General features: G+C 53.4%; 23 protein-coding genes. 11 read left to right on the forward strand and 12 right to left on the reverse strand.

Annotated features, from left to right (window positions below; translation table 11 throughout):
- Nucleotides 1-45: 45 nt before the first annotated feature.
- Genes FCN51_RS26700 through FCN51_RS26715 form a run of 4 tightly spaced genes read right to left on the reverse strand, consistent with a single transcriptional unit; the run spans nt 46 to nt 2,771 of the window.
- Entirely contained in the window at nt 46-408 is a 363-nt protein-coding gene (locus tag FCN51_RS26700; protein WP_232517491.1) for a restriction endonuclease subunit S domain-containing protein, read from the reverse strand.
- Between the two features lie 31 nt (nt 409-439).
- Nucleotides 440-760: a nucleotidyltransferase family protein gene (locus FCN51_RS26705; RefSeq protein ID WP_006115724.1), complete on the reverse strand. Its 321-nt coding sequence runs from the start codon at nt 758-760 to the stop codon at nt 440-442.
- Nucleotides 757-1,158 carry a nucleotidyltransferase substrate binding protein gene (locus tag FCN51_RS26710; RefSeq protein WP_012813241.1) on the reverse strand — a complete coding sequence of 134 codons (402 nt, stop codon included), beginning with the start codon at nt 1,156-1,158 and terminating at the stop codon, nt 757-759. Before FCN51_RS26710 ends, FCN51_RS26705 begins: the two co-directional genes overlap by 4 nt.
- The gene (locus FCN51_RS26715) at nt 1,158-2,771 is read right to left on the reverse strand and encodes a class I SAM-dependent DNA methyltransferase (protein ID WP_006115727.1); all 1,614 of its coding nucleotides are present in this window, start codon (nt 2,769-2,771) and stop codon (nt 1,158-1,160) included. The genes FCN51_RS26710 and FCN51_RS26715 overlap by 1 nt, the downstream gene beginning before the upstream one ends.
- 442 nt (nt 2,772-3,213) lie before the next feature.
- Here FCN51_RS26715 and FCN51_RS26720 point away from each other — a divergent pair, with 442 nt between their 5' ends.
- From FCN51_RS26720 to FCN51_RS26750, 7 genes are all read left to right on the forward strand, one after another.
- Nucleotides 3,214-3,567, forward strand: coding sequence for an ArsR/SmtB family transcription factor (locus FCN51_RS26720; protein ID WP_006115729.1), 354 nt, complete (start codon nt 3,214-3,216; stop codon nt 3,565-3,567).
- On the forward strand, nt 3,564-3,986 hold the full coding sequence (gene arsC, locus FCN51_RS26725; protein ID WP_006115730.1) for an arsenate reductase (glutaredoxin): 423 nt from the start codon (nt 3,564-3,566) through the stop codon (nt 3,984-3,986). Before FCN51_RS26720 ends, arsC begins: the two co-directional genes overlap by 4 nt.
- The gene (locus tag FCN51_RS26730; RefSeq protein ID WP_006115732.1) at nt 3,986-5,281 is read left to right on the forward strand and encodes an arsenic transporter; all 1,296 of its coding nucleotides are present in this window, start codon (nt 3,986-3,988) and stop codon (nt 5,279-5,281) included. The genes arsC and FCN51_RS26730 overlap by 1 nt, the downstream gene beginning before the upstream one ends.
- A 23-nt stretch (nt 5,282-5,304) precedes the next feature.
- Nucleotides 5,305-6,003, forward strand: coding sequence for an arsenical resistance protein ArsH (gene arsH, locus FCN51_RS26735; RefSeq protein WP_012813274.1), 699 nt, complete (start codon nt 5,305-5,307; stop codon nt 6,001-6,003).
- An 8-nt stretch (nt 6,004-6,011) separates the two neighbouring features.
- A complete protein-coding gene (locus FCN51_RS26740; protein WP_012813273.1) occupies nt 6,012-7,091 on the forward strand; it encodes an ArsO family NAD(P)H-dependent flavin-containing monooxygenase in 1,080 nt (359 codons plus the stop codon).
- A gap of 313 nt (nt 7,092-7,404) precedes the next feature.
- A complete protein-coding gene (locus FCN51_RS26745; protein WP_012813272.1) occupies nt 7,405-7,746 on the forward strand; it encodes a type II toxin-antitoxin system RelE/ParE family toxin in 342 nt (113 codons plus the stop codon).
- Complete coding sequence (locus FCN51_RS26750; protein WP_006115735.1) at nt 7,743-8,039, forward strand: helix-turn-helix domain-containing protein; 297 nt, start codon at nt 7,743-7,745, stop codon at nt 8,037-8,039. Before FCN51_RS26745 ends, FCN51_RS26750 begins: the two co-directional genes overlap by 4 nt.
- Before the next feature lie 142 nt (nt 8,040-8,181).
- On the opposite strand, the gene FCN51_RS26755 is transcribed toward FCN51_RS26750, so the two are convergent.
- The 3 genes from FCN51_RS26755 to FCN51_RS26765 form a co-directional block, all read right to left on the reverse strand.
- Nucleotides 8,182-8,936, reverse strand: a protein-coding gene (locus FCN51_RS26755) for an IS5 family transposase (RefSeq protein ID WP_087651418.1) whose coding sequence is annotated in 2 segments (ribosomal slippage) — nt 8,182-8,597 and nt 8,597-8,936 — 756 coding nt in all. Because the reading frame shifts where the segments join, the coding sequence is not laid out codon by codon here.
- A gap of 60 nt (nt 8,937-8,996) precedes the next feature.
- Nucleotides 8,997-9,923 carry a LysR family transcriptional regulator gene (locus tag FCN51_RS26760; RefSeq protein ID WP_052583250.1) on the reverse strand — a complete coding sequence of 309 codons (927 nt, stop codon included), beginning with the start codon at nt 9,921-9,923 and terminating at the stop codon, nt 8,997-8,999.
- A gap of 109 nt (nt 9,924-10,032) precedes the next feature.
- Complete coding sequence (locus tag FCN51_RS26765) at nt 10,033-11,091, reverse strand: methionine synthase (protein WP_100070283.1); 1,059 nt, start codon at nt 11,089-11,091, stop codon at nt 10,033-10,035.
- Between the two features lie 18 nt (nt 11,092-11,109).
- Between FCN51_RS26765 and FCN51_RS26770 the strand changes: the two genes are divergently transcribed.
- Nucleotides 11,110-12,141, forward strand: a complete 1,032-nt coding sequence (locus tag FCN51_RS26770) for an IS110 family RNA-guided transposase (RefSeq protein ID WP_010511145.1) — start codon at nt 11,110-11,112, stop codon at nt 12,139-12,141.
- A 237-nt stretch (nt 12,142-12,378) separates the two neighbouring features.
- On the opposite strand, the gene FCN51_RS26775 is transcribed toward FCN51_RS26770, so the two are convergent.
- A complete protein-coding gene (locus FCN51_RS26775) occupies nt 12,379-13,407 on the reverse strand; it encodes a ParB N-terminal domain-containing protein (protein ID WP_006115742.1) in 1,029 nt (342 codons plus the stop codon).
- Between the two features lie 186 nt (nt 13,408-13,593).
- Entirely contained in the window at nt 13,594-18,720 is a 5,127-nt protein-coding gene (locus FCN51_RS26780) for a DEAD/DEAH box helicase family protein (protein WP_006115743.1), read from the reverse strand.
- A gap of 493 nt (nt 18,721-19,213) precedes the next feature.
- Here FCN51_RS26780 and FCN51_RS26785 point away from each other — a divergent pair, with 493 nt between their 5' ends.
- Together FCN51_RS26785 and FCN51_RS26790 are read left to right on the forward strand one after the other, a co-directional pair.
- The gene (locus tag FCN51_RS26785; protein WP_232517492.1) at nt 19,214-19,810 is read left to right on the forward strand and encodes a ParA family protein; all 597 of its coding nucleotides are present in this window, start codon (nt 19,214-19,216) and stop codon (nt 19,808-19,810) included.
- Entirely contained in the window at nt 19,807-20,505 is a 699-nt protein-coding gene (locus FCN51_RS26790) for a hypothetical protein (RefSeq protein ID WP_019088965.1), read from the forward strand. Before FCN51_RS26785 ends, FCN51_RS26790 begins: the two co-directional genes overlap by 4 nt.
- A 730-nt stretch (nt 20,506-21,235) precedes the next feature.
- Here FCN51_RS26790 and FCN51_RS26795 read toward each other — a convergent pair.
- A complete protein-coding gene (locus FCN51_RS26795) occupies nt 21,236-22,159 on the reverse strand; it encodes a replication protein RepA (protein ID WP_006115744.1) in 924 nt (307 codons plus the stop codon).
- A 491-nt stretch (nt 22,160-22,650) separates the two neighbouring features.
- Complete coding sequence (locus FCN51_RS26800) at nt 22,651-24,141, reverse strand: tyrosine-type recombinase/integrase (RefSeq protein WP_006115745.1); 1,491 nt, start codon at nt 24,139-24,141, stop codon at nt 22,651-22,653.
- 402 nt (nt 24,142-24,543) lie between these two features.
- Between FCN51_RS26800 and FCN51_RS26805 the strand changes: the two genes are divergently transcribed.
- Nucleotides 24,544-24,816 (forward strand): hypothetical protein, encoded by a 273-nt coding sequence (locus FCN51_RS26805; RefSeq protein WP_063355028.1) that lies wholly within the window; start codon nt 24,544-24,546, stop codon nt 24,814-24,816.
- Nucleotides 24,817-24,981: 165 nt separating this feature from the next.
- Here the strand turns inward: FCN51_RS26805 and FCN51_RS26810 are convergent, their stop codons facing one another.
- Nucleotides 24,982-26,367 carry an IS1380-like element IS1380A family transposase gene (locus FCN51_RS26810; RefSeq protein WP_006115870.1) on the reverse strand — a complete coding sequence of 462 codons (1,386 nt, stop codon included), beginning with the start codon at nt 26,365-26,367 and terminating at the stop codon, nt 24,982-24,984.
- Between the last annotated feature and the right edge of the window lie 345 nt (nt 26,368-26,712).

A 26,712-nucleotide genomic window follows, 5' to 3' on the forward strand; every position in this document is an offset into this window, starting at 1 on the left:
ACATCCTCAGATGGTCCGTCTTTCGACGAACGCATCAGGCCAGTGCTATCCGCGCTCACTCACGACACAAAATGCAACTGTAGTGCTAATTCTTAAGCAACCAGTTCCGCAAAGCCATCCATTTTCTCTTGAAGTGATTAGGGCGTGCTTAGTAATGTCGCCACGCCTAGGATAAATAATATCATTTTGCGCAAGTCTAAAATTTGAAAGACGATTGGCATTTTCTTCTGAAATATAAGAAATTTTTCCAGTCGAAATTTTACCATCAATGATATCTTGAGGCATAATGCAGGGTACGCCTGATGTTACATAATCAGAGGCGTGTAATTGTGTACCATAAAGGACCAGTTTGGATGCTTCCATCAGCATCACATAAGTAGGATATAGGACAGGTCGTCCATTTTTCATGATACGTTAAGTTGCTCATTGTAAAATTCTTCTAAAATCTTTTCTGTTGTTTACGAAATACCAAGCTTGTTTTCATAATAATATCTTGGAACATTTTATCCGCCAGAGCCCAATCCAATACATCAACTTTCCACGGCAATTCTGACTCCGAGAAAGCTTCCTCCAGTCGTGCTCGCGTTTCCAAAAGCAAAGGTTCATCACCCATAATCGCTAGATCAAGATCAGAAAAAAGCTTGGCCTTGCCTGTGACACGCGAACCAAAAGCTCGCACTTCACGGTCGGGCACAATCTCATTCAGTATCCGCAGCACAATAGCCCGCTCTTCGGGCGTGATCTCGATCAGTCCTGTCACGTTGTGCGCTCTTTCAGCGTGACCAGTAGAAACTCCGCTTCTACGATAAAGTCTGGAATGGTGGCCACAACCTGTTTGGCTGTGGCCTCGTTGTAAGTATGGCTCGTCAGGTTACGCATTTTGCGGAACACGCTCCACTGGGGCCATGCGCTTTTGAGCAGTCCAGCCTCATTGGCGGAGCGGATCATGTCCGGAAAGCCCATGCGGTCATATTCGTCGGGGGAGGCTGAATTGGTTTCCAGAAAGCGCTTCAGGGTCTTGTGGCTGAGTTCATAGGTAAACTCGAAGCGCTGGATCAGGCCGTCCCGTAATTGCTCATCGTCTGGGTGGGCAAGGTGGCGGGTCCAGCCTTCCTTCAGGCGGTTCAAAGCGCGTTCCAGTGGAGTGAGATAGAGCATCACACGCTTTCCTTCTGCACGATCAGCTTCAGGGAGGCGGTAATTTTCGCGTTCAGGGCGTCACCCTGCGCAAACTGTTCTTTCAGGGTCTTTTCAAGGGCTGCGAAGCGTTCAGTGAATGGCACACTGTCTTCCTCGGCTTCCTCTGCCCCCACGTAGCGGCCCGGTGTCAGCACAAAGCCGTGCTGCTCGACCTCGTCCAGTGTGGCGGATTTGCAGAAACCCGGAATGTCCTCGTATTTCCCTGCATTCTTTTCCCCACGCCATGCATGGTAGGTGTCGGCAATGCGCGCTACGTCTTCATCCGTCAGTTCCCGGCGGGTACGGTCAACGAGCTTGCCCAGCTTGCGGGCATCAATGAACAGGATTTCTCCGCGTCGGTCCCGCCAGCCTTTCGGGTTCTTGGTGCGGGTCAGGAACCACAGACAGGCCGGAATCTGGGTGGAATAGAAAAGCTGTCCTGGTAGGGCCACCATGCAGTCCACCACGTCTGCTTCCACCATCCGGCGGCGGATTTCGCCCTCGCTATTCTGGTTGGAGGACATGGAGCCATTGGCCAGCACCACGCCAGCGGTGCCATCGGGAGCCAGATGCCATAGAATATGCTGAAGCCACGCATAGTTGGCATTGCCCGCTGGCGGCTTGCCATACTGCCAGCGCGGATCTTCCTCCAGCGAGGCATTCCACCAGTCCGACACGTTAAAGGGCGGGTTGGCCAGAATATAGTCAAAGCGCAGGTCTTTCAGCTCGTCGCGTAGAAAGCTGCCCTCATTGTTCCAGCGAATGTCCGCGCCAATACCCCGCACGGCAAGGTTCATACGGGCCAGACGCCAAGTGGTGTGGTTGCTCTCCTGCCCATAAATGGCAATATCACCCAGCTTGCCACCATGGGTTTCCACAAAGCGTTCGGACTGCACGAACATGCCGCCAGACCCACAGCAGGGGTCATAGACCCGGCCCTTATAGGGTTCGAGCATGGAAACCAGCGTGCGCACCACGCTGGACGGCGTGTAGAACTCACCCCCACGCTTCCCTTCGGCTCCGGCAAACCCGCCAAGGAAGTATTCATACACCCGGCCCAGCACGTCCCGCGCCTTGTCGTCCGTATCGCCCATGCCGATATCGGAGATCAGGTCGATCAGCTCACCCAGCATGACGGTATCAAGGGCCGGGCGCCCGTAATCCTTGGGTAGCACGCCTTTGAGCTGTTCCGGGTTGGCTTTCTCGATGGCCAGCATGGCCTCATCAATCATCTTGCCAATATTGGCCGAACGGGCATTGTCCTTGAGATGAGACCATCGAGCCGTCTCCGGCACCCAGAAGATATTCTCGGCCAGATATTCGTCAGGATCTTCCGCTGCTTCCGGGTCTTCCAGCATCAGTTCAGCATGTCGGGCTTCAAACGCAGTGGAGATGTAGCGCAGGAAGATCAGGCCAAGGGCCACATGTTTGTAGTCTGAAGGCTCAAGGTTCTTGCGCAGCTTGTCCGCCGCCAGAAACATCTGCTGTTCAAAGCCCAGTGTCGCGGTCGCTGCCTTGGCCTTGCGTGCTTTGGTAGTTTTCTTAGGAGCAGAGGCAGCATCAGGGTTTTTACGTGGACGACCGCGTGACATGAAACTAAAGCCTTAATATGACAATAAATTAGAGCCGCATTTTGGCCTATTCTAGCCGTCTGGTCGAGTAGGAAGGGCGGGATTGTGGGTTTCCGTTACAAGGTAACCGCCGAAGTCCACGCACTGATCGTATTGATAGAAAACTTATCGGCGAATATGGAAAAGATCCTGCAAATGCTCTCAAATTCCACTTATGGCACGTAGATATGGGCTCCCGGAGAAAGAGAGGTTTGTCGAAGTTCCTTAATTAGGTGACAGGCCACCCGTTTCACGCAGGCCTATCAGGCCTATATCGTGACAAAGATCCGTTCGATGTCAGCAATGGGGGGGAGGGCGGAAGGTCTGGTCTGAGCGGAAAAATTGAGGAAGCCGACGGTTGTGATCTCTGTTTTCTCACATAAAATAGCTTGACTTACGACAACATATCCACAAAAAAGGATATATGGATACAGAATCCGCCCTCGCTGCTCTGAGCGCCCTGTCGCAGTCCACGCGACTGGAGATCTTCCGCCTGCTGGTGCGCCACGAACCGGACGGACTACCCGCCGGAGACGTCGCGCGGCATCTCGATGTCCCGCAAAACACGATCTCGGCCCATCTCGCCACCCTGACCCGCGCCGGGCTGCTGACCTCGCAACGCCATAGCCGGCTGATCGTCTATCGCGCCTGTCTTCCGCGCCTGCGCGACCTGATGCTCTTCCTCGTCACGGACTGCTGCGCGGGCAGTCCCGAACTCTGCGCGCCCCTGGTCGCGAGCCTGTCCTCCTGCTGTCCGTCCCCGGAATCCTGCTCATGACCATCATGATCTACCACAACCCGGCCTGCGGCACGTCGCGCAACGTGCTGGCACTGATCCGCAATGCCGGGATCGAGCCCACGACCATCGAATATCTGAAAACGCCTCCCGGTCGTGCGGAACTGGTCGATCTGATCGCCCGTATGGGCGTTCCGGTGCGCTCGGTCCTGCGGGAAAAGGGCACGCCCTTTCACGAACTCGGCCTCGATAATCCGGCCCTGAGCGATGATGCGCTGATCGACGCCATGATGGCGCATCCGATCCTGATTAACCGGCCGATCGTCGTCACCCCCCTCGGTGCGGCACTCTGCCGTCCGTCCGAGACGGTTCTGGACATCCTGCCTAACCCGCAGAGAGGCGCTTTCGTCAAAGAGGACGGGGAGAAGATCGTCGATGAATCCGGCAAGCGGATCATCTGATGCTGGCGCTTCTGATTTTCGTTGCCACGCTGGTTTTTGTCATCTGGCAGCCTCGGGGGCTGGGTATCGGCTGGAGCGCAATGGCAGGTGCCGCCGTGGCCCTGGCGGCTGGTGTGATCCACTGGCACGACATTCCTGTCGTCTGGCACATCGTCTGGGACGCAACCTTTACCTTCATCGCGCTGATCGTCATCTCGCTGTTGCTGGATGAGGCCGGGTTCTTCCATTGGGCCGCCCTGCACGTCGTGCGCTGGGGCAAAGGGCGAGGCCGGACGCTATTCCCGCTGATCGTGGTGCTGGGAGCGGCCATTGCAGCGGTTTTCGCCAATGACGGCGCGGCCCTGCTGCTGACGCCCATTGTCATCGCTATCCTGACGCAACTGCGCCTGAGCCATGGCGCGGCGCTGGCCTTTATTATCGCCACTGGGTTCGTCGCGGATACCACCAGCCTGCCGCTTGTCATTTCCAACCTGGTGAACATCGTCAGCGCCAATTTCTTTGGCATTGCGTTTGATCGCTATGCCGCGATCATGGTCCCCGTCGATCTGGTGGCGCTGGGCGCGACGCTGGCTGTGCTTTGGCTGTGGTACCGGCGGCAGGTGCCTGCGACCTATCCCGTCGCCGAACTGCCAGCACCCGCTGCGGCAATTCGTGACCACCATGTATTTCGGGCGGCATTTCCGCTGCTGGTCCTCGTTCTGGCGGCCTATTTCCTGACAGCGCCGTTTCATATCCCGGTCTGTGTCGTGGCCTGCCTGGCCGCCGGAATCCTGTTGCTCGTCGCCGGATATGGTCGGGTCATCCCTGTTCGTAAGGTGCTGCGGGGCGCCCCGTGGCAGATCGTGATCTTCTCGCTGGGCATGTATCTGGTGGTGTATGGCCTGCGCAATGCCGGGCTGACCGACTATCTTGCGACCGCACTGGTCTGGCTCGGTCATCAAGGGACGTTCACGGCCACCATCGGCACCGGCTTTCTGGCGGCTGTTCTGTCGTCCATCATGAACAATATGCCGAGTGTGCTGGTCGGGGCGCTGGCGATCCAGCAGGCTCACGACATCACGCCGCTGACACGCGACCTGATGATCTATGCCAACGTCATCGGCTGCGACCTCGGACCAAAATTCACGCCGATTGGTAGTCTCGCAACACTGCTGTGGCTGCATGTGCTGGCATCCAGGAACCATCGGGTCACATGGGGGCAGTATATGAAAGTTGGACTGGCGATCACCCCGCCCGTCCTGCTGGTCACACTCGCGGCGCTGTCCTTGTGGTTGCCCTGGATCAGCCACTCGTAATGCACGAATGGACCAATATCACAATGACCGAACCTGACTTGCCGGCCCTCCACCCCGAATATCTTGAACGGGTCGATCTCGCGCGGCTGGAACCGCAACCGCGTGTGGACCATCCGCCGCGTATCCTTCTGCTCTTCGGCTCTTTACGCCCCCGATCTTTCAGCCGGTTGCTGGTGCTTGAGGCAGAACGCATCCTGAAGGTGCTGGGGGCCGAGACACGGGTGTTCGACCCGACCGGCCTGCCGGTAGCGGATTCCGTGCCCGCAACCCACCCGAAAGTGCAGGAACTGCGGGATCTCTCGATCTGGTCGGAAGGCCAGGTCTGGTGCAGCCCCGAACGGCACGGCAACATTACCGCCGTGTTCAAGAACCAGATCGACTGGCTGCCGCTCTCCGAAGGGGCGGTCCGCCCGACACAGGGCCGCACGCTGGCGGTGATGCAGGTCTCAGGCGGATCGCAAAGCTTCAATTCCGTCAATGCCCTGCGGGTTCTGGGCCGGTGGATGCGGATGTTCACCATCCCCAACCAGTCCAGCGTGCCAATGGCCTATACGCAGTTCGGTGACGATGACCGCATGAAGCCGTCCCCCCTCTATGACCGGATGGTAGATGTCATGGAGGAACTGATGAAGTTCACATGGCTTTTACGCGACCGGGCCGACTACCTCGTGGACCGCTATAGCGAACGGAAGGCGGAATTCCGCCTCCCGGAAAGCCTGTGAGCCGGGCAATGGCGGAACAGTTCGATGTCGTGATCGTGGGCGGCGGTCAGGCAGCGCTCGCCGCCTCGTATTTCCTGCGCCGGACCGGGCTGACCTACGTCATTCTGGACAACGGGACGCAGGCGGGTGGTGCATGGGTGCATGGCTGGGATTCCCTGCATCTGTTTTCACCCGCGTCCTACAGTTCGCTGCCCGGCTGGCCGATGCCCGACACGCCCGATGGCAGCTACCCGACCCGCGACGAGGTGCTTGACTATCTGCACCGCTACGAGGCGCGCTATGCGCCGCCGATCCACCGCCCCGTAATGGTCGGACGTGTGGAACGCACTGACCAGAAATTCCTGAATGTCAGAACCAGCGTGGGTGATTTCGTAAGCCGCGCGGTCATCGGCGCAACCGGCACATGGTCTGCGCCCTTCATCCCCGATTATCCGGGTCGCGAATTGTTTGTCAGAACGCAAATCCACTCCTCCCATTACTGCAACGCACTACCATTTGCCGGTCAGCGTCTGCTCGTGGTGGGTGGGGGCAACTCCGGTGCGCAGATTATGGCGGAGCTGTCCCTTGTCGCCCAGGCAACATGGGTCACGCAGCACGATCCTGTCTTCTTACCTGACGATGTGGACGGACGGGTGCTGTTCGAGCGGGCGACCGCTCGCGTTCTCGGCGGCCCGTCGGCCATGCCCACCGGCGGTTTTGGCGACATCGTCATGGTGCCGCCCGTGCGAGCCGCCCGGGAGCGGGGCGTGCTCCACGCGGTGCGCCAGTTTGTACGCATGACGGCGACGGGCGTCGTCTGGCCCGACGGGCGAGAAGAAGCCATTGACGCGATCATCTGGTGTACGGGCTTCAGGCCCGCGCTCTCTATGTTTGCGCCGCTCGACGTGATCGAGCCGGACGGGCTGATCCGCGTTAACGGGCAGCAGGCCGTCAGGGAGCCACGTCTCTGGCTGCTGGGTTATGGCTCCTGGTGCGGCCCCGCATCCGCAACCCTCCTAGGGGCGGGCCGCGTTGCGCGATCCATGGTCCGGCAACTGGCGGCCTGGCTTGCGTCACCGGCACAGGGTGTCCGCTTACCAAAACCTTGAGCGACTCTCTTTACGACCGACATGAGGGCGACAGCGGAATGTCTGGGTCTGTCGGCATCGTTGCGGGCGTTTCCGTGCGGCAAGGGAATTTATTACTACCTTGTGGTTCCCGAAAAACCCCTTTCTTTTCCGTGCGCCCGCCTACTTGCGACAAATGGTAGAAACGTACGTAGATTTTACGTCAGAAAACTCCTGATTTTTGGTATATAACTAAGTTGCTGGACTGCTGTCTGGGTAAGCAAATATTATTAGCTTCAACCTTCTAATTCATGCGTCCTTGACATATAAGCCATTGACACATAGCTTACTGAAAATGTCAAAGTTGCAGACCGTTGTTGAACTGCCTGAATTCATAAAACGGGCAAAAGCCCTGATGTCAGACGACGATCGTATGGCTCTGATTAACACGCTCGCGGCTATGCCAGACTCTGGAGTGTCACTAGGGGGCGGCCTGCGAAAGATTCGTTTTGCACGCGAAGGTAGCGGAAAAAGGGGAGGGTATAGAACTCTTTATGTCTTTGGTGGGAGACATATGCCTTTGTTTCTACTGACTGTCTTTGCCAAGAACGAAAAAGATAATCTTTCCCGATCCGAACAGGCTGCTCTGGTAGACTTGAGTAAGACACTAATTGCGAAATATGGAGAACCATCATGAGCACTTATGATAGCATTCTGCAGGGGTTAAATGAGGCTCTCGCATATTCTGAAGCACAGGTACAAAACAGCGTTACCCATAAGGTACGTGTGCTGTCTGTGAATGTTGCGGCCATCAGAACCCGAACGGGACTGTCCCAGGCACAGTTTGCCAAGAGCATCGGTGTCGCCAAGGGAACCCTTCTGAACTGGGAACATGGTCGTCGTCAGCCAACCGGGCCAGCTCAGGTCTTGTTGGCAATGTTGGATAAACGTCCATCGTTGGTTAGCGAGCTGCTCCCTGCCGCTCGTTGACAAAGTGGTATACTTGCCGCTGATTAAAGCAGCTGCTTTGGGGGGAGAACGGAATGTCGGTTATCGGGAAGAGAATAGACAAGCCGGACATGGCAAAAGAAGAAGATAAAAAAATATCCTCAAATAGTTCAACGGCGTGTCGTCAGTTAAGCAGGATGATGATTGAGGCGAACTGCACGGCTGCGAGGAAGGTCGATTTCAGTTTATCGTAGCGGGTTGCGATAGCGCGAAACTGCTTGAGTTTATTGAAGAACCTCTCAACAAGGTTCCGTTCGCGATAGAGAGAAAAATCGGTTTTCCGTCGTGTCGTTCTGTTGCGTTTTGGCGGGATGACCGGGGTAATCCCGCGCTGTATCAGCCGATCGATCAACCTGTCCGCGTCATACGCCTTGTCAGCAAGGAAAGCATCCGGTTCGATGTTTTCCAGAAGTGGTTCTGCCTGGGTGATATCGGCATCCTGTCCCGGTGTGATGCCGAGTTCCACTGGATTGCCCAGAGCGTCGCAGATGGCATGGATCTTTGTAGTTAGCCCGCCTCGTGATCGTCCGATGGCCTGATCCGTGCCCCTTTTTTGAGAGCTCCGGCACTATGCTGATGCGCTCGGACAATTGTGCTGTCGATCATCATGTATTCGTTGTCGTAATCAGCGGCCAGATAACGAAATATCCGTTCGATGACGCCGCTTTCACACCAGCGGCGCAGACGCCGGTGCACGTTTTTCCAGTCACCGAAACGGGCAGGAAGGTCGCGCCATGGAATACCCGCGCGATAGCGATACAGCACCGCCTCCACGAACAGACGGTTGTTCACCGCAGTGCCGCCGACATAGCCTTCTCGACCAGGAAGAAGATCCTTTATCCGCTCCCACTGGTCATCGCGTAAACTATAGCGCCGCATCTGTCTGTCTCCCCAAAAAATGGGAAAACAGTCAGCACACGCAGACACAAAGTACAACCTTCACGTGCCACTCTCAGGGCTTAACTGACGACACGCCGAAGAAGGTGAGCCAGCGCATTCGATAAAATCCCGCAGATATTGGATCTCTTCGTCAGTTTCCCGACGGCCAAGAAATATCTGTTTTGCAATACCCTTTTTACCAAGCTTGACCGGGTGAAGTTCAAACCGGGAGCGATACTCTTCCACAAGCCAACGTGGAAGAGCTGCAATACCCCGACCATGAGCCACCATCACCAGCATGATATCCGTTGTCTCGATCTGCTTCTGCTGTCGTGGGCCGAAACCCGCTGGTTGCAGAAATTGCGTATAGATATCAAGTCGCTCGGGTGGAACGGGGTACGTAATCAATGTCTCGCCAGCAAGCTGTTCCGGCACGACGAACTTCGCGCCTCGCAAAGGATGTTCGGGGCCAACAACCAGTACGAGTTCATAGTCAAAAACCGGCGTGAATATCAGACCTGGTTTATAAAGCGGGTCAGGCGTCACCAGAATATCAATCTCATTGCTGAACAGCGCCCCAATACCGCCGAATTGGAATTTCTGCCGCACGTCAACATCGACTTTCGGCCATCTCTCTAAATAGGGAGAAACCACCTTCAGGAGCCACTGATAGCAGGGATGGCACTCCATGCCGACGCGGAGTGTTCCTCGTTCGCCATTGGCGAACTGTTGCAGCCTGTTTTCCGCCAGTTCAAATTGAGGGAGCAGTCTGTTGGCAAGTGATAATAGCCACTCACCCGCTTGGGTGAGCACAAGAGACCGCCCCTCACGCCGCCAGATCTTTACTTCCAACAGGTTTTCAATCTTGCGGATGGCATGACTGAGCGCAGGCTGGGTGAGATTCAGTCTGACCGCGGCAGCGGTCAGCGAACCTTCGCGGGCAACTTCCTGAATGATCGTCAGATGACTGCGTTCAAGAACACCCATGCCTTGCCTCAATAAATGCGCAAACGACATATAATCGTACAAACATACTATTTCCATTCATTTTATAAAGTCATACCCTCAACTGCCACGGTTCTAATCCGATAGCCTCCTAAACCGAGAGTTCCTTGCGTAAGATTTCCGCACCAGCACCCAGAGCGTTGAGCTTGCCTCGCGCCACGTCACGCGGCAAAGGCGCCATCCCACAATTGGTGCAGGGATAAAGTTTGTCGGCATCGATAAACTTGAGTGCCTTGCGCAAAATATCAGCGACTTTTTCGGGCGTCTCGATGGTTTTGGTGGCCACATCAATGGCGCCAACCATCACTTTTTTTCCACTAATGAGTTCGATCAGATCCATGGGGACGCGGGAATTCTGACACTCCAGTGAAATCAGATCGATATTAGATTTTTGCAGCTTGGGAAAAATCTCTTCATATTGACGCCACTCTTCCCCAAGAGCATTTTTCCAGTCGATATTGGCTTTGATGCCATAGCCGTAGCAGATATGGACTGCGGTTTCGCATTTCAGCCCTTCAATGGCTCTTTCCAATGCGGCGATACCCCAATCATTCACCTCATCAAAGAAAACATTAAATGCCGGCTCATCGAACTGGATGATATCGACGCCAGCCGCTTCCAGCTCTCTCGCTTCCTGATTGAGGATCTTGGCAAATTCCCACGCCAGTTTTTCGCGGCTTTTGTAGTGAATGTCATAAAGCGTGTCGATCATGGTCATGGGACCAGGCAACGCCCATTTGATCGGTTTCTTCGTCAGTGTGCGTAAAAATTTCGCATCCTCAACAAAGACCGGCATCTCGCGCGTCACAGTGCCAACAACTGATGGCACACTCGCATCGTACCGGTTGCGAATTTTAACCGTCTGACGGTTTTCAAAGTCGACACCGCTGAGGTGCTCGATAAATGTCGTGACGAAATGCTGACGCGTCTGTTCGCCGTCACTGACGATATCAATCCCCGCCCGGTCCTGATCGTCCAGAGTCAGGCGCAGCGCATCCTGCTTGCCTTCAACCAGTTCCTCACCCTGCAATTTCCACGGCGACCAGAGTGCCTCGGGTTTTGCAAGCCAGGACGGCTTGGGCAGACTACCAGATGGGGTGGACGGCCTCCCTGCGGCATCAATGTGCCATGATGGAGGTTCACTGACCATCAGGAGGAGACCGCCCGTATGAAAGCTAGCATAATTGGCCTTGATATTGCCAAATCCGTTTTTCAGGCTCATGGGGCTGACGCAATTGGAAAGTGCGTTTTCAAGCGCAAGCTTGGTCGCAGTGAAGTTTCAGCATTTTTTGCAAAACTTGACCCATGTGAAGTTGTTCTGGAAGCCTGCGGGTCAGCTCATTACTGGGCACGGGTGATCAGCAGGATTGGTCATGATGTCAGACTGGTTCCTCCTGATCGGGTCAAATCATTTGTCAAAAAAGGCAAGAAAAATGACGCTGTTGATGCGGCTGCGATCTGCATGGCGGCGACTCATCCTGATACGATGTGTGTTCCGATCAAGAGCGAAGAGCAGCAAGGTGTCTTGTCACTGCATTCTGCCCGCGCTCTTCTGGTCAAACAGCAGACCATGCTGAGTAATGCGTTACGGGCTCTTGCTTCCGAGTTCGGGCTGATAGCCCCTCTGGGCACACGCCATCTGCCAGAACTGATGGCAAAAATAGAGACATCAGCCGACCTGCCTGCTGCCATGAAGCAGAGTGCCATGTTGTTATTTGAGCATTATGAAAAGGTCGCTCAGAGCATTGATGCTTTGGAAGTGCAGATCCGGGCGCGTGCAAAAAGCGATGACGATGCGCGTCGGTTGATGACCATCCCTGGGGTCGGTCCCATAACGGCTTCTCTGATTGTCGCCTCGGTCGCGGATATTGGCTCTTTCGCCTCTGCGCGCCATTTTGCCGCCTGGCTGGGGCTTGTGCCTCGTCAGCATTCTACCGGCGGTAAAACCCGTCTGGGAAGGATTACCAAAACGGGCAATCGGCAGATAAGAACGTTGCTGGTTCTTGGTGCGACGGCCATGCTTCATCGTGCCCATAAGTGGGATAGCGCTGCGGGTCAGTGGCTATGCGAACTCATGGCGCGTCGTCCAAGGCGTCTGGCAACAGTTGCACTTGCCAATAAAATGGCTCGTATCATCTGGGCGTTGTTGTCACGTAAAGAGATCTATCGTCCGGCTGGTGTCAGTGTTTCAGCAGGCTGACCTGCACCAGCAGAACGATGGACACCGGAGCTTGCTCCGGTAGATCCGGCAGTATGTACGAACCGACGTGATGGGAAGACAGTCATTCAGCAACAGTTCAGGCCATACCGTTCGACCGTCTGTGCCCCTGAGCACGTGATACCAGATTGGTGCCTGACACGTGAGCGCACACCCATGATGGCCAGCGCATAAAGTCGCATAAACAGGCCGGACATAAGAGCGCATCTGACCGGGTCTTCACGTTAAATCGGTATTCATCATCCAGCCGGTAGAATAATACGTTTTAGAAATGACATCGGGAGAACAATGTGAGGTATTGCGCTTAAACGGCCGTCCACATAAGATCGTCGAGATATCATCTGCCTGCTCCATTTCCCATGACCCAACACTCCGGTGTCCCTCGGGAACAATCCCTTCTCCATACTCGTTGGCCGGAATGAAGACGCAGCCTTCAGGTTTCTTTTTTTCGGCCCATATCTGCTGTGCCTTGAAGATCGCCGCGAACTGGGTGCAGTAACGATTGTCCTGCCCACCCTGCCCGAACAGATCCTCTTCCCAGACCACGCCCGCCTCTTGTGCCGTCTCATCATCAAATTCAAAATCACGGGCATATAACTCGACCTGATCGAGATAGCGGACAAAATCTTCCCAGTCGAAGTGCGCAAACTCTTCCCTGCTCATTTCATAATCAGTTGGATCGACACCCTCATCCGCACTTTCGGCCCAGATCTCTGCCCAGACATCGCGTTGGCGCTCCAGCGGCGTGCGCGCAATTGCGTTCCGTTCCGTATAGGAAGGCCCAATCCCACCATCTATTGCCGCAATAATGGGCGGATGAATCTGGGATAACAGCATCAGGCCACGGAGATAGGCTGGTGTGACCATAAAAGCCCGACAGATTTCTGTATCAGTAGCGCCCTTCTCGCGCATATCCAGCACACCACGCCATTGTTCGGATTCCGTCATGTCGGCACGCACGACGTTCTCGGCAACAGCGGCCATCGTATCGCTTTTTTCATCACCAGAACGGACATGCACGTCAATTTCGTCCAGTTTCGCAGCAATACAGGCCCGCACCCGTCTGTGACCAGCGACAATCATCAACCGACCATCCTCAAGTTCCCGCACGCAGGGCGCATGAATCAGGCCCACTGTCTTGATATTCAGCGCAAGCTGATGTTCCGCACGAGCATCTGGCTGGGTCTTACGTGGATTGTTCGGGTTTGGTACGAGTGTTCTGGGATCGACGCGGCGAAGTTCCGTCATGATACGCTCCTCACTTTCAGGGTCATGAGGTGTAATTTTCTGACCTCATACCTTCGGCACCGCCGCAGACGCGCACACGGGGCAAGGGCGAGCGTCAGCGAGGCCCCGGAACGGGGCGTACCCTTGCGGCGGGTGGGCGGCCTGTGGCCCGCCCTTCCCTTTTCGGATTTCTGTTTTCCTTTTTTCTCAGGCCATCTCCTCTATTTTCTCTCCAACGTCAGAAGCAGCATCATCATTGGCTGAGGCCAATTTCAGTGCGGTTCCCTCTTCCTTGCCTTCTGCTTCCAGCTCGGCATCCAGTGCGTACAGCTCAGCACATTTGGCTTTGAGGTCCGCGGCTTCCGCAAAAGGCAGTCCTTCGCGTGCGCGATAAGCTGGCAGTCGGCGCTGTGCCTCATCCAGACTGCGACGTGCTTCAGCCAGATCGCTGTCCAGACGTAAGGCTGCGTGCTCAATCCGTGAAATCAGTCCCAGAGGCTTGGTCTCACGATCCGTCTCGACCTCGATTTCTCCTGCAGGTGTATCCAGATAGATGGAGGAGACTACTTCTGGTTTTCTCTTGTCGGACGTTCTGAACTGCTGTTCATGAGCTTCGCACATCACTTCAAATCCGGCGATCCGACCCATGCTCCACTGCCCGGTCCGGCCTTCCCGTTCAGCAAGCCGCGCCTGCGACAGTATCCATGCCCCAGCTTTTTCACGGCTCTCAACCACCGTGGTGTCACGGTGCAGCGCAAACGCCTCCCCTTTCGTGGACACACGCTGGCCTATTGCCGCCTCAATTTTCGGAATGCGTGTCTGCGCTGTCTGGATGTCGCGTTCAGCTCTCTGGATCTGGCGACGCACATTGAACTGATCATCGAAATGCGCGGCCTGCAAACGCTCAAGACGCGCAATATCGGCTTCCAGGCCAGCCTTCTGTATCAGACGCATGTCACCTGATGCCAGCGCCTTGGCCATTGCAAACTGGTTGCCTTCACCGCCCACATCCTCAATCCGGCGAATGGTTCGATCTCCCGACATCGCAAGACCGATAAAACGCATCTTGCGTTCAAGCAGCTGCCAGTTGGTGGCGTCTACAGATCCCTGCTGGGCGTAAGCGTAGATTTCCACTTCATCGTGCTGGTTGCCCTGACGCACAATCCGACCTTCACGTTGCATGATATCGGCAACAAGCCAGGGCACGTCGAGATGATGCAGGGCTTTCAGGCGCTGCTGGGCATTGACCCCTGTTCCCATTGTGGCTGTTGAACCGATCAGGATACGCTTGCGGCCTGCATTGAGATCACCAAACAGACGCAGCTTGGCTGCCGCCTTGTCGTAATCCTGCATGAAGGCAATCTGCTCGGCCGGGACCCCCATGCGGATCAGCTCTGACCTGATCCAGTTATAAGCCGAGAACCCACGCTTGCTCTGGGAGGCCTGCGTGCCGAGATCGGAGAAGATCATCTGCACCGCTCCCGGCAAATCATAGGCCCTGCCCGTTTCGGGGTTGGTGTAGCGACTGGCAGATGTTTCCTGCCAGATTTCAAACACCTTCCGGATCATCACATTCAGCTTGGAATGTGGGTCATCATCCGCCCATGGTGCGATAAACCGCAGATCGATCGCGCCATGCCGGGCATCATTCATCACACTCAGAATGATGTCGTCCCCCTTCTGAGGACGACCTGAACGGGCTTCAATCGCGCGCATCCGTTCTGCAAGGGTCTGCTGGAATGCCCGAAAGTCTTCTGTGCTTTCGGCCACCACAATCTGTCTATTGCCGCCCTTAACAGAGGGCAGTTTGACATATCGTGCCAACTCGTCTGACTGAACGACGTCCGCAAAGTCACGATACATGGCCATCAGATCGGCCACATTGACGAATTCGGTAAAGCGTGTGACCGGTTTGTAGAGACCGTTGGGCTGAAGCTCCAGTTCGGTGCGTGTTTCTCCAAAGTTGGCGGCCCACGCATCAAATTCATGCAGATTGCGCGCAACAAGAGCATCCAGATCCATATACCGCCCGACATTCCACAATTCGGCAATCGTATTCGTAATCGGCGAACCTGAAGCCATAATCAGCGGACGTGTTGGATCCGTCTTCGCGAGGTAACGGGTTTTCACGAACAGATCCCATGCACGCTGAGAGCCATTGGGATCGACACCTCGCAGATCAGACTGATTGGTGGCGTAGGACAGTTTCCGAAAGAGCTGGGCTTCATCGACAAGGATCTGGTCAATGCCCATTTCGCCCATATGAAGGAGATCATCTTTCTGGGCGGCCAATCCTTCCAGTTTTGACTCCATCCCTTCTTTCATGCGTTCAATGCGCTTGCGGGAGATGCGGTCATCGCCATCCAGGCCAGACAGAATGGCCTCATATGACGCAATCTGGTCTTCAATCATCTCCCGTTCAAACCCCGCCTCAACTGGAATAAACTTGAAAGCGTCATGGGTTATGATGATCGCATCCCAGTTTTCGGTTGCTGCGCGGGCAATAAAACGCTGACGTTTTGCTTTGACGAAATTTGTCTCGTCCGCCACGAGAATTCTCGCCGTGGGATAGAGCATGAGAAATTCACGCGCCATCTGTGCAAGGCAGTGGCCGGGAACCACGATAACGGCCTTACTGATCAGTCCAAGGCGTTTCTGCTCCATCACGGCAGCCGCCATGGAAAAGGTTTTTCCTGCCCCTACAGCATGGGCCATGTAGGTGCGCCCTGAGGCAATAATCCGCCACACCACGCGCTTCTGATGAGCACGCAAGGTAATCGTGCTGCTCGCTCCAGGCATACGCAGGTGACTGCCATCAAAGGCCCGTGGCACCAGATTGTTGTAAGTCTCGTTATAGAGCTTTACGAGACGGTCAGACCGGTCGGGATCCTGCCACACCCACTTTTCGAACGCGCTCTTGATAGCCGCCAGTTTTTCCTTGGCGGCTTCCGTTTCCTGTGTATTGAGTTCGCGTCGTTCGTTGCCATTCTCATCGCGCCAATGATCCCAGATCTTGGGAATGGACTGAGAGAGCGCGTCTTCCAGAAGTTCCGCTGCATTGCGTCGTTCCGTGCCCCAGACGGATGTTGCTTCAGCGCGAGACAGAAACGGCGCACGATTGATACTCCAGCATGCCACTTCCGGGGTATGACGAACGGTTGTTTCAATCCCCATGACCTCTTGTACGAAGTCCTGAATGTCCGTGACGGGCAACCACGGTGCTCCCAGACGGGCTGTAATTTCAGAGGGACGCAGATCAGCAGGCTGCACACCTTCAAGGGCGCTGACATTGCGTGCATACCGCTGATCATGATGTGCGGCCTCGCGTGCGAGCGCCAGTTTGGTGCGCACCGCACCTGAGAGCATCTCATCAGACGTGACCCAGACGTCCCTGCCCTGCGCGCTGCATTCCGGATCGAGGTAAATGCTCTCACCCAGTTCAGCCAACGTATCGGCTTCACTCCGTCCCAGCAGTTCGGCAATGAGAGGCAGATCCACACGACCCGTTTCATGCAGGGACACAGCCAGCGCGTCATGGGCTCCGTGTATTTCAGGCTCTGTCGGTGCATGAATGACACGCTCTGAAAATATCGGCCCCATGCGACCCGTATCCGTGCGCTCGTCATACTCCTCAATCGAAGCCACCAGCCAGACGTCAGGATCATCCAGAAAGGGCTGCAGGTTCGGACGCCGCTGGGTTTCGCGTGTTTTCCCAGTTTCAGGGTTCTCGCGCAGCGTGGTGCGGGTATGATTGATGGGGCCAAATTCACGCACGAAACTCTGGTACGCCGTTTTCAGAGTGCGCTGCTGCGACCCGTAAGGCAGGTTCTGCATCTGCGCCCGCAACACACTTCGTGCGGCATCACGGATGGGCACCAGCGCACGAATGATCCGAGCATGCTTGGCAAAAATTCCTTCTGCCTGGCCTGCCTTGCGGATCGGGACGATCTGGGCCTGCCCCTCGCTAATCTGGTGCAGCACACCCCGATCAACAAAGTAGCTTCCTTCCTTGAGGTCCGCCCCACTTGCCGCGGTTCCAACCGTAACGCCCTCACCTGCTGGTCTGGCAATACGCGCCTCTAACGGCTGCAGGAAATGAACGTTGGGCGCGATCCGGCTCAGGGCTTGCGGAAGAAGAAGGTCTAGTTCTGCGCCGGCGGTGGCAGAGCATGTGTAATCGGGACCAAACTGCGTTGTCGTCCAGATATGACTGCCGAGCACCTGTTCGGGATGGTCATGGAAATACCGGTTTATGACGAGCGGACCATTCCCCTCATCTGAGTCTGGGATGTCTGCAGTTTCAACCCAGCTCTCGTTTGACGGCTCTTCCCCCATTTCTCGTTTGCGGAATGCCAGGATATCGACCACCACATCTGTCCCGGCATCGTCACGCATTGCGCCTTCAGGTAAACGCACAGCGCCAAGCAGGTCTGCGCTCTCGCCCATAATCCGTCGTGCCTTAGGATCCGTTTTGTCCAGCGTGTATCGGGAGGTCACGAACAGGGCGATACCCCCTGGTCGTAAAGCATCAATTGAGCGGGCAATGAAGAAGTCATGAAGACTGAGACCCTGCTTCTCTAACCCATCACGACCGTGCACCGTGCGATTGCTAAAGGGTGGGTTACCAATCGCCAGATCATAGCCCCGTGGGAGCTGGGCTCGGGTGAAATCCTCACTGCGGATCCATTGGTTTGGATAGAGTTTGCGCGCTATGCGGGCAGAGATTGGGTCATTTTCAATACCTGTGAAGGCTATCTTGCCTTCCAGTTTTTCAGGTCGTGCGGCTATAAAGACCCCGGTTCCGCAACCCGGTTCAAGCACCGAACCGCCACGAAAGCCCATACGCTGAGCCATATCCCACAGCGAGTGAACAATCAGTTCCGGGGTGTAGTGGGCATATTGCGTGGCGCGCCGCAGGCCAGCCCTTTCAGTCTCCGTCGTAAGCTGTTCAAGTTCTGACGCAAGACTTTCCCATCCCTTGCGCACTTCTTTGCCTGTCGGCGGGAAGAGGTTGTTGGCAAGTTCACCCGCACCAAAACCTGTAAAACGAGCAAGCACGTCCTGCTCTGCCTCAGTGGCGTTTCGATCCTCGCATTCAAGTGTCGCGAGCAGGGCGATCGCTGCGATATTTGCTTCTGCACGCGCTTTCCAGCCTTGAGCCAGACCACGTACGCCATTTAGACGAAAATCCCGCTGTGGAATACGGAAAGGGTGAGGGGAGGGGATGCAGACTTCGGGAATGGGCTGGTCATCGTCTAGAGACCAGAGGGCTGCAAGTTCACCTGACAGCACTGTAGTATCGAACAGATTGAGTTGCGAGGCAGACATGGACATGATGACACACTCCGTTCAAACGGCTTCGCCCGACACCTCTTCTGAGGGTCGGGGGCCTGATTGCTGGGTTGGTCGGGATCAAGTGCAGGACTGGGAGTGTTTACTCTCTCCTTATTCCTTCTCCTTGATACTTTCCTGACAACCGGGCCGGAGTGGGTGGGGCAAGTGCGGCGCTCTGCGCCGGGAGCGGAGCCACGCACAGACCGCGTAGCGGGCGAGCATGGCGAGCACCAACCACTTGCGCCACATGCTCAGGGCTGGTGTATGGTATATTTGACCGCATTATTTTACGCCGTAAAATTTTTACGGTGTAAAAATTCTGGATATATCTATCTGCCTACGTTATGTTTTGCGGGTATACTGCAATTAGGTTACACGTTTTTAGCGTGTTTTTATCTCATGATCTGAGGTCACAATGGTAAGGCCAAAAAACAATCACCGACAATCTATAATAATGCTATCTTCTCCCAAAGGAGGAGTAGGTAAGTCGTCCTTGTCACGAAATATCTTGGTTTTAGCTTCAAGGGCAGGGAAAAATGTACTCGGTCTTGATATGGATAAACAAGCAACTCTAGCCACCTGGGCAGAGCGACGTGAACGCGTCAGAGCTGGAATCTCTGGCGTCTCGGAAATTCCAGTGCGTCGCGTAATGCTAGATGACTGGCGAGGCGCATTGAAAGAAGCGCGTAATTCTACAGCTGACTTTATTGTTATTGATACACCGCCATCAATAGAAATTAATATGACCGCGATTCTCGGACTGTGTGAAGGGGCTGATTTCGTTCTTGTACCTTGCCAACAGACCCAAGATGACTTTGATAGTGTCGCTCCATGGATGCGACATCTGAAACAAAGTGATGTAAAAGCGGCTTTTATTATTAATCGAGCTAATATACGTGCGCGTTCCTACGCGACTATTCGTTCAAAATTAATGAATGTAGGTCCAGTCTGCCCAATAGAAATATCACAAGCTGAAGAAATATCTTTAGCAAATGGTAAAGGGCTTGGAGTGATGGACCTAAGTAAACCGAAAAATGCTGAAGCTTTCGGTGCGTTGTGGGCATACCTAAAGCAGGAGTTGGATTTATGAGCAAAGCAACTTCAAGGCGGGGCGTTTCTCTGCGAGCTCTACAGGATTTGGATGCAGATGAAGTGCCTGCATTCGATGCCCGTCCCCAAGAGTTACGGGAATTAACTATTGTATCATCGGAAACCTTAGAGACTATCAGTAGCGTTTTTTCTGGCACTGAACTGGCAAATGATCAAGCACGTATTCGCGTTATTCTTGAAACTCAACGAGCCGTTAATGCTGCATGGGAAAGGGCTGCGCGTTCATTTTTGGAGATTGGACGGGCATTAAATACGCTCGATAACGTACTTTTTTCTCGAGAAGAAAAAAATCGACTTAAATCAAGCTTCGAAGAATTTTTTCCGTTTTCAGAACCTGTTGCTTCTCAATTTAGACGCATTGCTCATGTCGTAGATAGCGGCCGTCTTGATGAGACTTCTTTGCCTGGCTCATATAGTGCTGCCTATCAATTAAGTCTACTTGCACCAGAAGAGCTCGATATTGCTCGCGCGCAAGGTCTTGTGGGTCCAAACACTTCAAGGTCAGCCATCATTGCTTTTCGTAAATCAATCAAACGGAATATTTCGCATGTTGATTTTGCTGCATTATCTACTGAGGCTCGGCGATTAAAATCTACCCGAAGGCATATGCTTGAGCAGCTAATCGCGATAAGAACTCGTCTCAAAGAAATCCAAACATTACTTGATGAGGATTAATAAGCTCATTCATTTATTGCGAATAGAAAGCATAATTCTAGATGAATCCGCTACGTTTTGTAAGCATATACATATTCATACAAGTCGTAGCGGGAATTCAAATATTGTCTTACTGATGTCGGAGTATTTCCCATTAAATTAACAGGAGTAATCATCGTGACAAACTCGTTAAAAACTAACATTTGGAGGGATAGCAAGACTATAGTTTAGTGCTTCTGGCTTCTCATTTCAGGTTTCTAACATATCATTCGATGGACTACGGGCTGTTTTTGGCGCAGCAACTTGAACTGCGAGGATTTTGTGCTTTCTCTTGCGATCCGCAGGGCTAATTCTCTCGAGAAAAAGAGAAACGGTGCGCTATTATGGGTAGTAAGAGCAAGCTGATCTTTATGGAAAGCCCGTTATGATAAGATGCATGCGGATAAATAGTCATGCCTGTGATTTCTGGTTAAAAAAATGTATGTTAACGGAGGATTGGATAATGGACTTTCCAATGCTGATCCCTCATTGTGGACAGAGTCCAAAAATAATTCAAAAATGAATGGTAATGTTTAGATGTGACGAAAGTTTCTTAGAAATTGATCTTATTACGGTAAGAAATTTACGTTCGTAATAAGGATTGGACTCTGTCCACAAAGTTTGCAAAAATTTTAATTTGCGCTTATCGAAAAGTAGTTAATCTAAAATCTTCCTGCAATACTAATATATTTTTTCTTATTAACATGTAAATTTACTTTCCAATTCGCTTTTCGGGAATTGGAGGTGGAGAAGGATAAAGAATGATTCCATATTTATCGTCCATTTGTACCTTAGCTTCCGGGTAGACTGAGAGAGCAATTTTAAGCGGAGTAACAATGTCTTTTTTAAAATATCGTAATTCTTTATATTCCGGGCCGAACTGATTTTTTAACGTATTCCAACTTAAAGTAAGCGGATCGTTAAGTACATGTAATCTGTACGCCAACCAGATATAAATATCGATAGCCTTAGATTTATTAGATATTTGTCGAATTGCGATTTCACGAAGAGGAAGTGGATGTTCAATAAGGCTCTCATAAAAGCCTTCATCTAGTCTTACGGCTTCTTTCCAAAATGATAGTTGGTTTCCATTTTCAGATTCAACTGGCATGATGGCGTCACGGACAAACGCACCGTTAGTTATAATTTCTGCACCAGCATTTATTCTAGTGAACGTCAAACGGCATCGACTAATACGATTAGCTTGATCTCTGACGGCAATATAGGTTTTGCCACCAACTGAAACACCCATTGCTTTTAACCAAGCATTCATGCTGGATCCGAGCTCGACTTCTCTGGATCTGGTTCTTACAGCTTGTGTTTGTAGATATAGAAGGATAAGTCTAGCCATTGCGCCAAATGGCACGCCTACGGCTTTATTTTCTTTATCTAAGCCACTTTCTACTAGAAGTTGAATTGAACCTCCTTCGCGGCGCCAAATAGATTCTGAGATTTTTTTATGTGGTAAAGCGGCCATTGCAAATCCTGCATGAGCTATACCAATAGCCTGATCTTCATCAGACATTACTTCATGAGCGGCTTCGACACACAGACGTTGCGTTTTATCCTCAAGTGAGGCTAATCGCCGCATTTCTTCAACGCCAAATCTGTCTAGTAAGCTATGAATCTGTCCCATACTTGAACAATGTCATAAGGAAAATTTGTTCGTCAATTTGGACTTTGTCCACGAGAAGGAATTTGGACTCTGTCCACGGTTCTTTGGACTCTGTCCGCAAAAGCTATTTGTTATTATTTGATTCTTTATTAGTTTATGTGTGGGCAAAGTCCAAGGGATAAGCCCATTATCGTGGAGAGAGTCCAAACTTATCGCGGGTAGAGTCCAAAGGATAAGATTTGGTGCGTAAACTAGATTGTGGATAAGTCCGCTTGATAAAAGTTGGACATCGTGGAAAGAGTCCAATGAAACCGAAGGGTCACGGATATATTTTATACCCGTGGAGAGAGTCCAAATTACCTCCAATACGAGTCGGCTCCCAAAAAGCAGGAATTACTGTGAGTGTAAAAATTCTTCATGCATCGATTTTAGATATCTGAATTTTGAAATATCAGGCGACGGCCTTTCTTCGTTTTTGAGATTAGGAAAGGCAGAATTAAGCCTATATCGATTCAAAACCGACTTTTTCCTGGATGTCGGGTTAGGGCCTGATCATCCTCAATATAAGCTTCCAGGACTCGGTAATCCCGGTGACGCGAGAAACGCTTGAGCGCCATCAGATCGTAATTGTCTTGCGCCCCCGTCGTGATGGCCCCACGACGCAGACTATGTCCGCTAAAGTCTCCTTCGAGGCCGGCGGCAAGGCATCGTTGTTTGATGATCTTGGCCACAGACCAGTCAGAGAGACTTTGTGTGCCAATTTTCGGGAGAGGGGGTGACACACCTGGTTTCGAGGCCGCAGGAGACCAGATGCGTGGAAAGGCCGCAGTCGTGGAATGGTCGTTTGCCGTTTTCTTGCGCGGTTTAAGACCCGATAGCCGTAACCACGTCTCCCACGCACGAACTGGACAAAAGCGCGTAATACCACGGGGAATGGCGACCACAGTGCCCTTGTTCTGCTTATCGCCCTTGGATTGAGGGAGCGTAATCCGCATGCAGTCATCATCCAGAGTGACGTATTCAAGCCGAATAGACGCCAACTCCGAGCGTCGTAACGCCCCACCATAGCCGATCAGGAGGATTGCTCGATCGCGTGCGTCTACCAATGTGGTCATCGGGATTGCATCAATCACTTCGCACATCATGTCCCATGTCAGACCTTTGACCTGCCGCGGCATTTCCTTGCCAGGAGATCGATGGATACCAGCCACTGTTTCCGTGACCAAAGCCTGGGCAGTCGGGATAGGAAGTTGAGCGATGTGATGGAGGTAGCGAAGTGCTGCACGATGCAGTTCGATCGTCGTCGGCTTGCGACCACGGAGCGCAAGATCTGCGAGATAGGTCGCCACATCTGTGCTGCGTGCGGGCAGGGCAGGGAGACCATGACGGTTTGTCCAGGCACACCATCCCTTAATAGCTGAACGATAGGCGCGCCGCGTATTTGCGGACTTGCCATGTTGCACGAATGCTCCCACAGCTGCTTGCGATGTTTCAAGCCGCCCATCGTGCTCTGGTATATCGATTTCGCACAATGCTGAAAACCAGCGTGTTACGTTGGCTGGAGCCTGCCCGATAGGTGCGGGAGGCAGAATCTTTGAAGTGTCTTCTTTCTCGGCTCGTGGGCCACTGTTACTGCTGATCTTGGATGACACCAATGTGGCAACGAACGCCAGCTTTTCGCAGTCAATTTCCAACGCCAGTTCGATCTGATAGCCAGAAGGCAAAGTAGGAAAGGTCGCCTTGACAGCTTCTCCTGCAGCGGCGGCATGTTCCGCATGGCGGGGCAATTCGGTATCTGGCAGGAAGGATCCATCGGGAAGTGCACTGCCGGCGATCAGCACAGGAAGCGGTGGGGAAAAATGTGCCGTCGAGAGAATAGGCCGCAAAACATCAATTGAGGCCTGGGGATCATTCAGACGTTGGCAGGTCAGACGATCTACCTGCTCAAGAACATAAGAACGTAAAACCGGCCAGGAGCCAGTTATATGCAGGGTATCAAGCATGACTCGTTATTCTAATGATCTTGGGAGATTAGACCAGAAGTAAACTTGTTTTCGAAGTTCTCTCTGAAACTTTGAGATTCAGAAAATCTGTTCAAACAGTTTCTTGTCTCTTCATCCGATAGCCTGCGATACCCTTGATATTCCTAGGTTGCTCCATCACCCGTATAATGAGGAAATTTCTATATTTTTGGACCACTTGACGAGGGAAAAATCCCTTCCAATCTTAGGTGTGTCAGACGCCTTCGGGTCTGACCTTAAGCGTCCTGAGCTAAACGATTGAGATCCATGTTGCTTTAATAGGAGGATATGGATGTCGAAACTGAAAAGACTCTATTTACGCTATCGCTGCTTTCTGCGTACGGTTTCTCGGAAAAGGCGCAACCGATTGGATGGAGGCGTGTGATGATAACATGTCCCATCTTTGGTGATGATGTGCTGGAAGAGCGTGTCATCTCCTTGTTTCGCCGTCTGGGCCATGATGGACGGGGCGTAACTCTGACATCACTCCAGACCTATACCGGCGTCCTTGGGACTAGACTTCGTGCCTTGCTGGCAAGTCTCGTCCAGAGGGGTAAACTTGCCCCAGCTGGGTGCGATCCTCTGGCTTCTGATTTTGCGTTCCGTTTGCCATTATCTGCAAAAAACGCGCGCTCGACGCTGATTTCTCACACTTGAGGCAATTTCGGGTTATTTTGTAGAATTCAGTCATCCCACAGGAGCCCGATCTGGAATATTGACGATATTGTGCTTCTGGCGGCGGGTTCTGAACGCAGTGAGGGTGTCACGGCCTGAGAAGGCAGTGTTGGTGGAAGCTATGTGGTCTGTGCACTGTCTGTTTCTTCAGATGGCCTGCCGGAGCCTTCGCAATCGTGCATGAGCGAGGGCGAATTCATGCTGACAGGGGAACATGTCCGGCATGGACAGGACAATCCGACGGACGCTGAGCGTTACACGTGTCGCGATTTTGAGCAGTCGTGCGCGTATGGTGCCACAGGTCGCCGTCTCCAGGCTGGTCTGGCCAAGGGCCAGTCTTTGCAGAGCGATCAGCAGGACATAGGCTGCGGCCGAGAACCACAGCCGGAGCTGGTTGGCCCGGATGGTGTGGGACGAGGTCCTGTCTGAGAACAGATCCATCTGGCATTCCTTGATGCGGTTTTCCATATCCCCGCGTGCGCAGTAAATCTGTTCGTAGAGATGGCGGGGGTCGGACATTCCCTGCGGTAGCGTGGTGACAATGAAGCGATGATAGCGGTTGCCGTGGCGCCATTCGGCCTTGGCCACGACCCGCCTGCGGCGCGTCCAGCTGTCCTTTGTGATCCAGTCAAAGGAGGCGAAACCGCGCGCAGCTCTGCCTGTCGTGGCGGCTTCGTCACGAACCTCAGCGGACAAAGAGGCAATCCGGTCATACAGGCGGGTGTTGCCTGCAAGCCCGAACAGGAAGTCAACGTGGTTGTCTTCGCACCATGTCATCAGACTGTCCCGGGCGAAACCGCTGTCCCCACGCACCAGGATACGCACCCGGGGCCAACGGCTCCTGATCTGCTCCACGATCCGGCGGATGTCTGCCAGTGCTTCCTTCCCCGGGTCCCTGTCTGCCGTGCGCAGGGTAGCGCTGAGGAGATGATCCCCGCAAAAGATGTATAGCGGCAGATAGCAGTTATGGCCGTAATACCCATGAAAGGCACGGCCTTCCTGATGGCCATGGATACGGTCATCGGTGGCATCCACATCCAGAACGATGCGGGCGGGTGCGCGCTCATGCTGGTCCAGAAAGAGCGTGACGAACAGGGTCGCCAGGGCCTCATGATCAGCAATGATCCGACAGTAACGATCTGCCTTGTGCCCACTGCGCTCCAACCGGTTCAGTGTAGATTTGCCAGCCAATGCTGCGCAGTTTGCCCGGCCTCCTGACAGACGGCCCGAGGCCAGACCAAAGATCAGGTCATGCCGCAGGGCATCGTGATCATTGAGATCTTCATAGCCCAGTGCCAGGCCCATGATCCGCTGACGGACAAGGTCTTCAACCCGGTATTCCACAAAGGCAGGATGCCGCTTATCGCGAAAACAGGCAGCAAAGCGGCGGCTGAGACCCAGAATGTCATCAGCCTGCTTCACCAGAATGACGCCCCCATCCGAACTCATGCACCCCCCGTCAAAACGGGCCACAACACGCCGTCCACAGGAGGCTGGAAACTCATACGCGCCTGCGCTACACTCTGTCTGCATCGGGTTTTCTTGATGATTATGGAAATTTCTTTTCTACAAAACAGACTTTTTCATAATCTAACCCGATGTACAACCCTTCTGTGAGATTTCCGCGTCGACATCGATAGCGGCGTAAAACGTAAACGTACATCCTATCTCAAAGATGCCGTTTTCGTCTGGGTTTTTATTAAAACGAGAGGGCTGCTGGGCCTTCCATAAAAGGCCCCGTGTTTCGGAATATTGTATTCAAGATAGAGGGAAAGGGAGATGTCGAGCATAATCCATTTGCTTAACCTCGTAGCGCTCCGACAATATTGGAATAATTACGATTTTGTATCGAATTCATTGGGAATGATAGAGCCATCA

The sequence above is a fragment of the Acetobacter pasteurianus genome (assembly GCF_009914215.2).
Classification (GTDB): domain Bacteria; phylum Pseudomonadota; class Alphaproteobacteria; order Acetobacterales; family Acetobacteraceae; genus Acetobacter; species Acetobacter pasteurianus.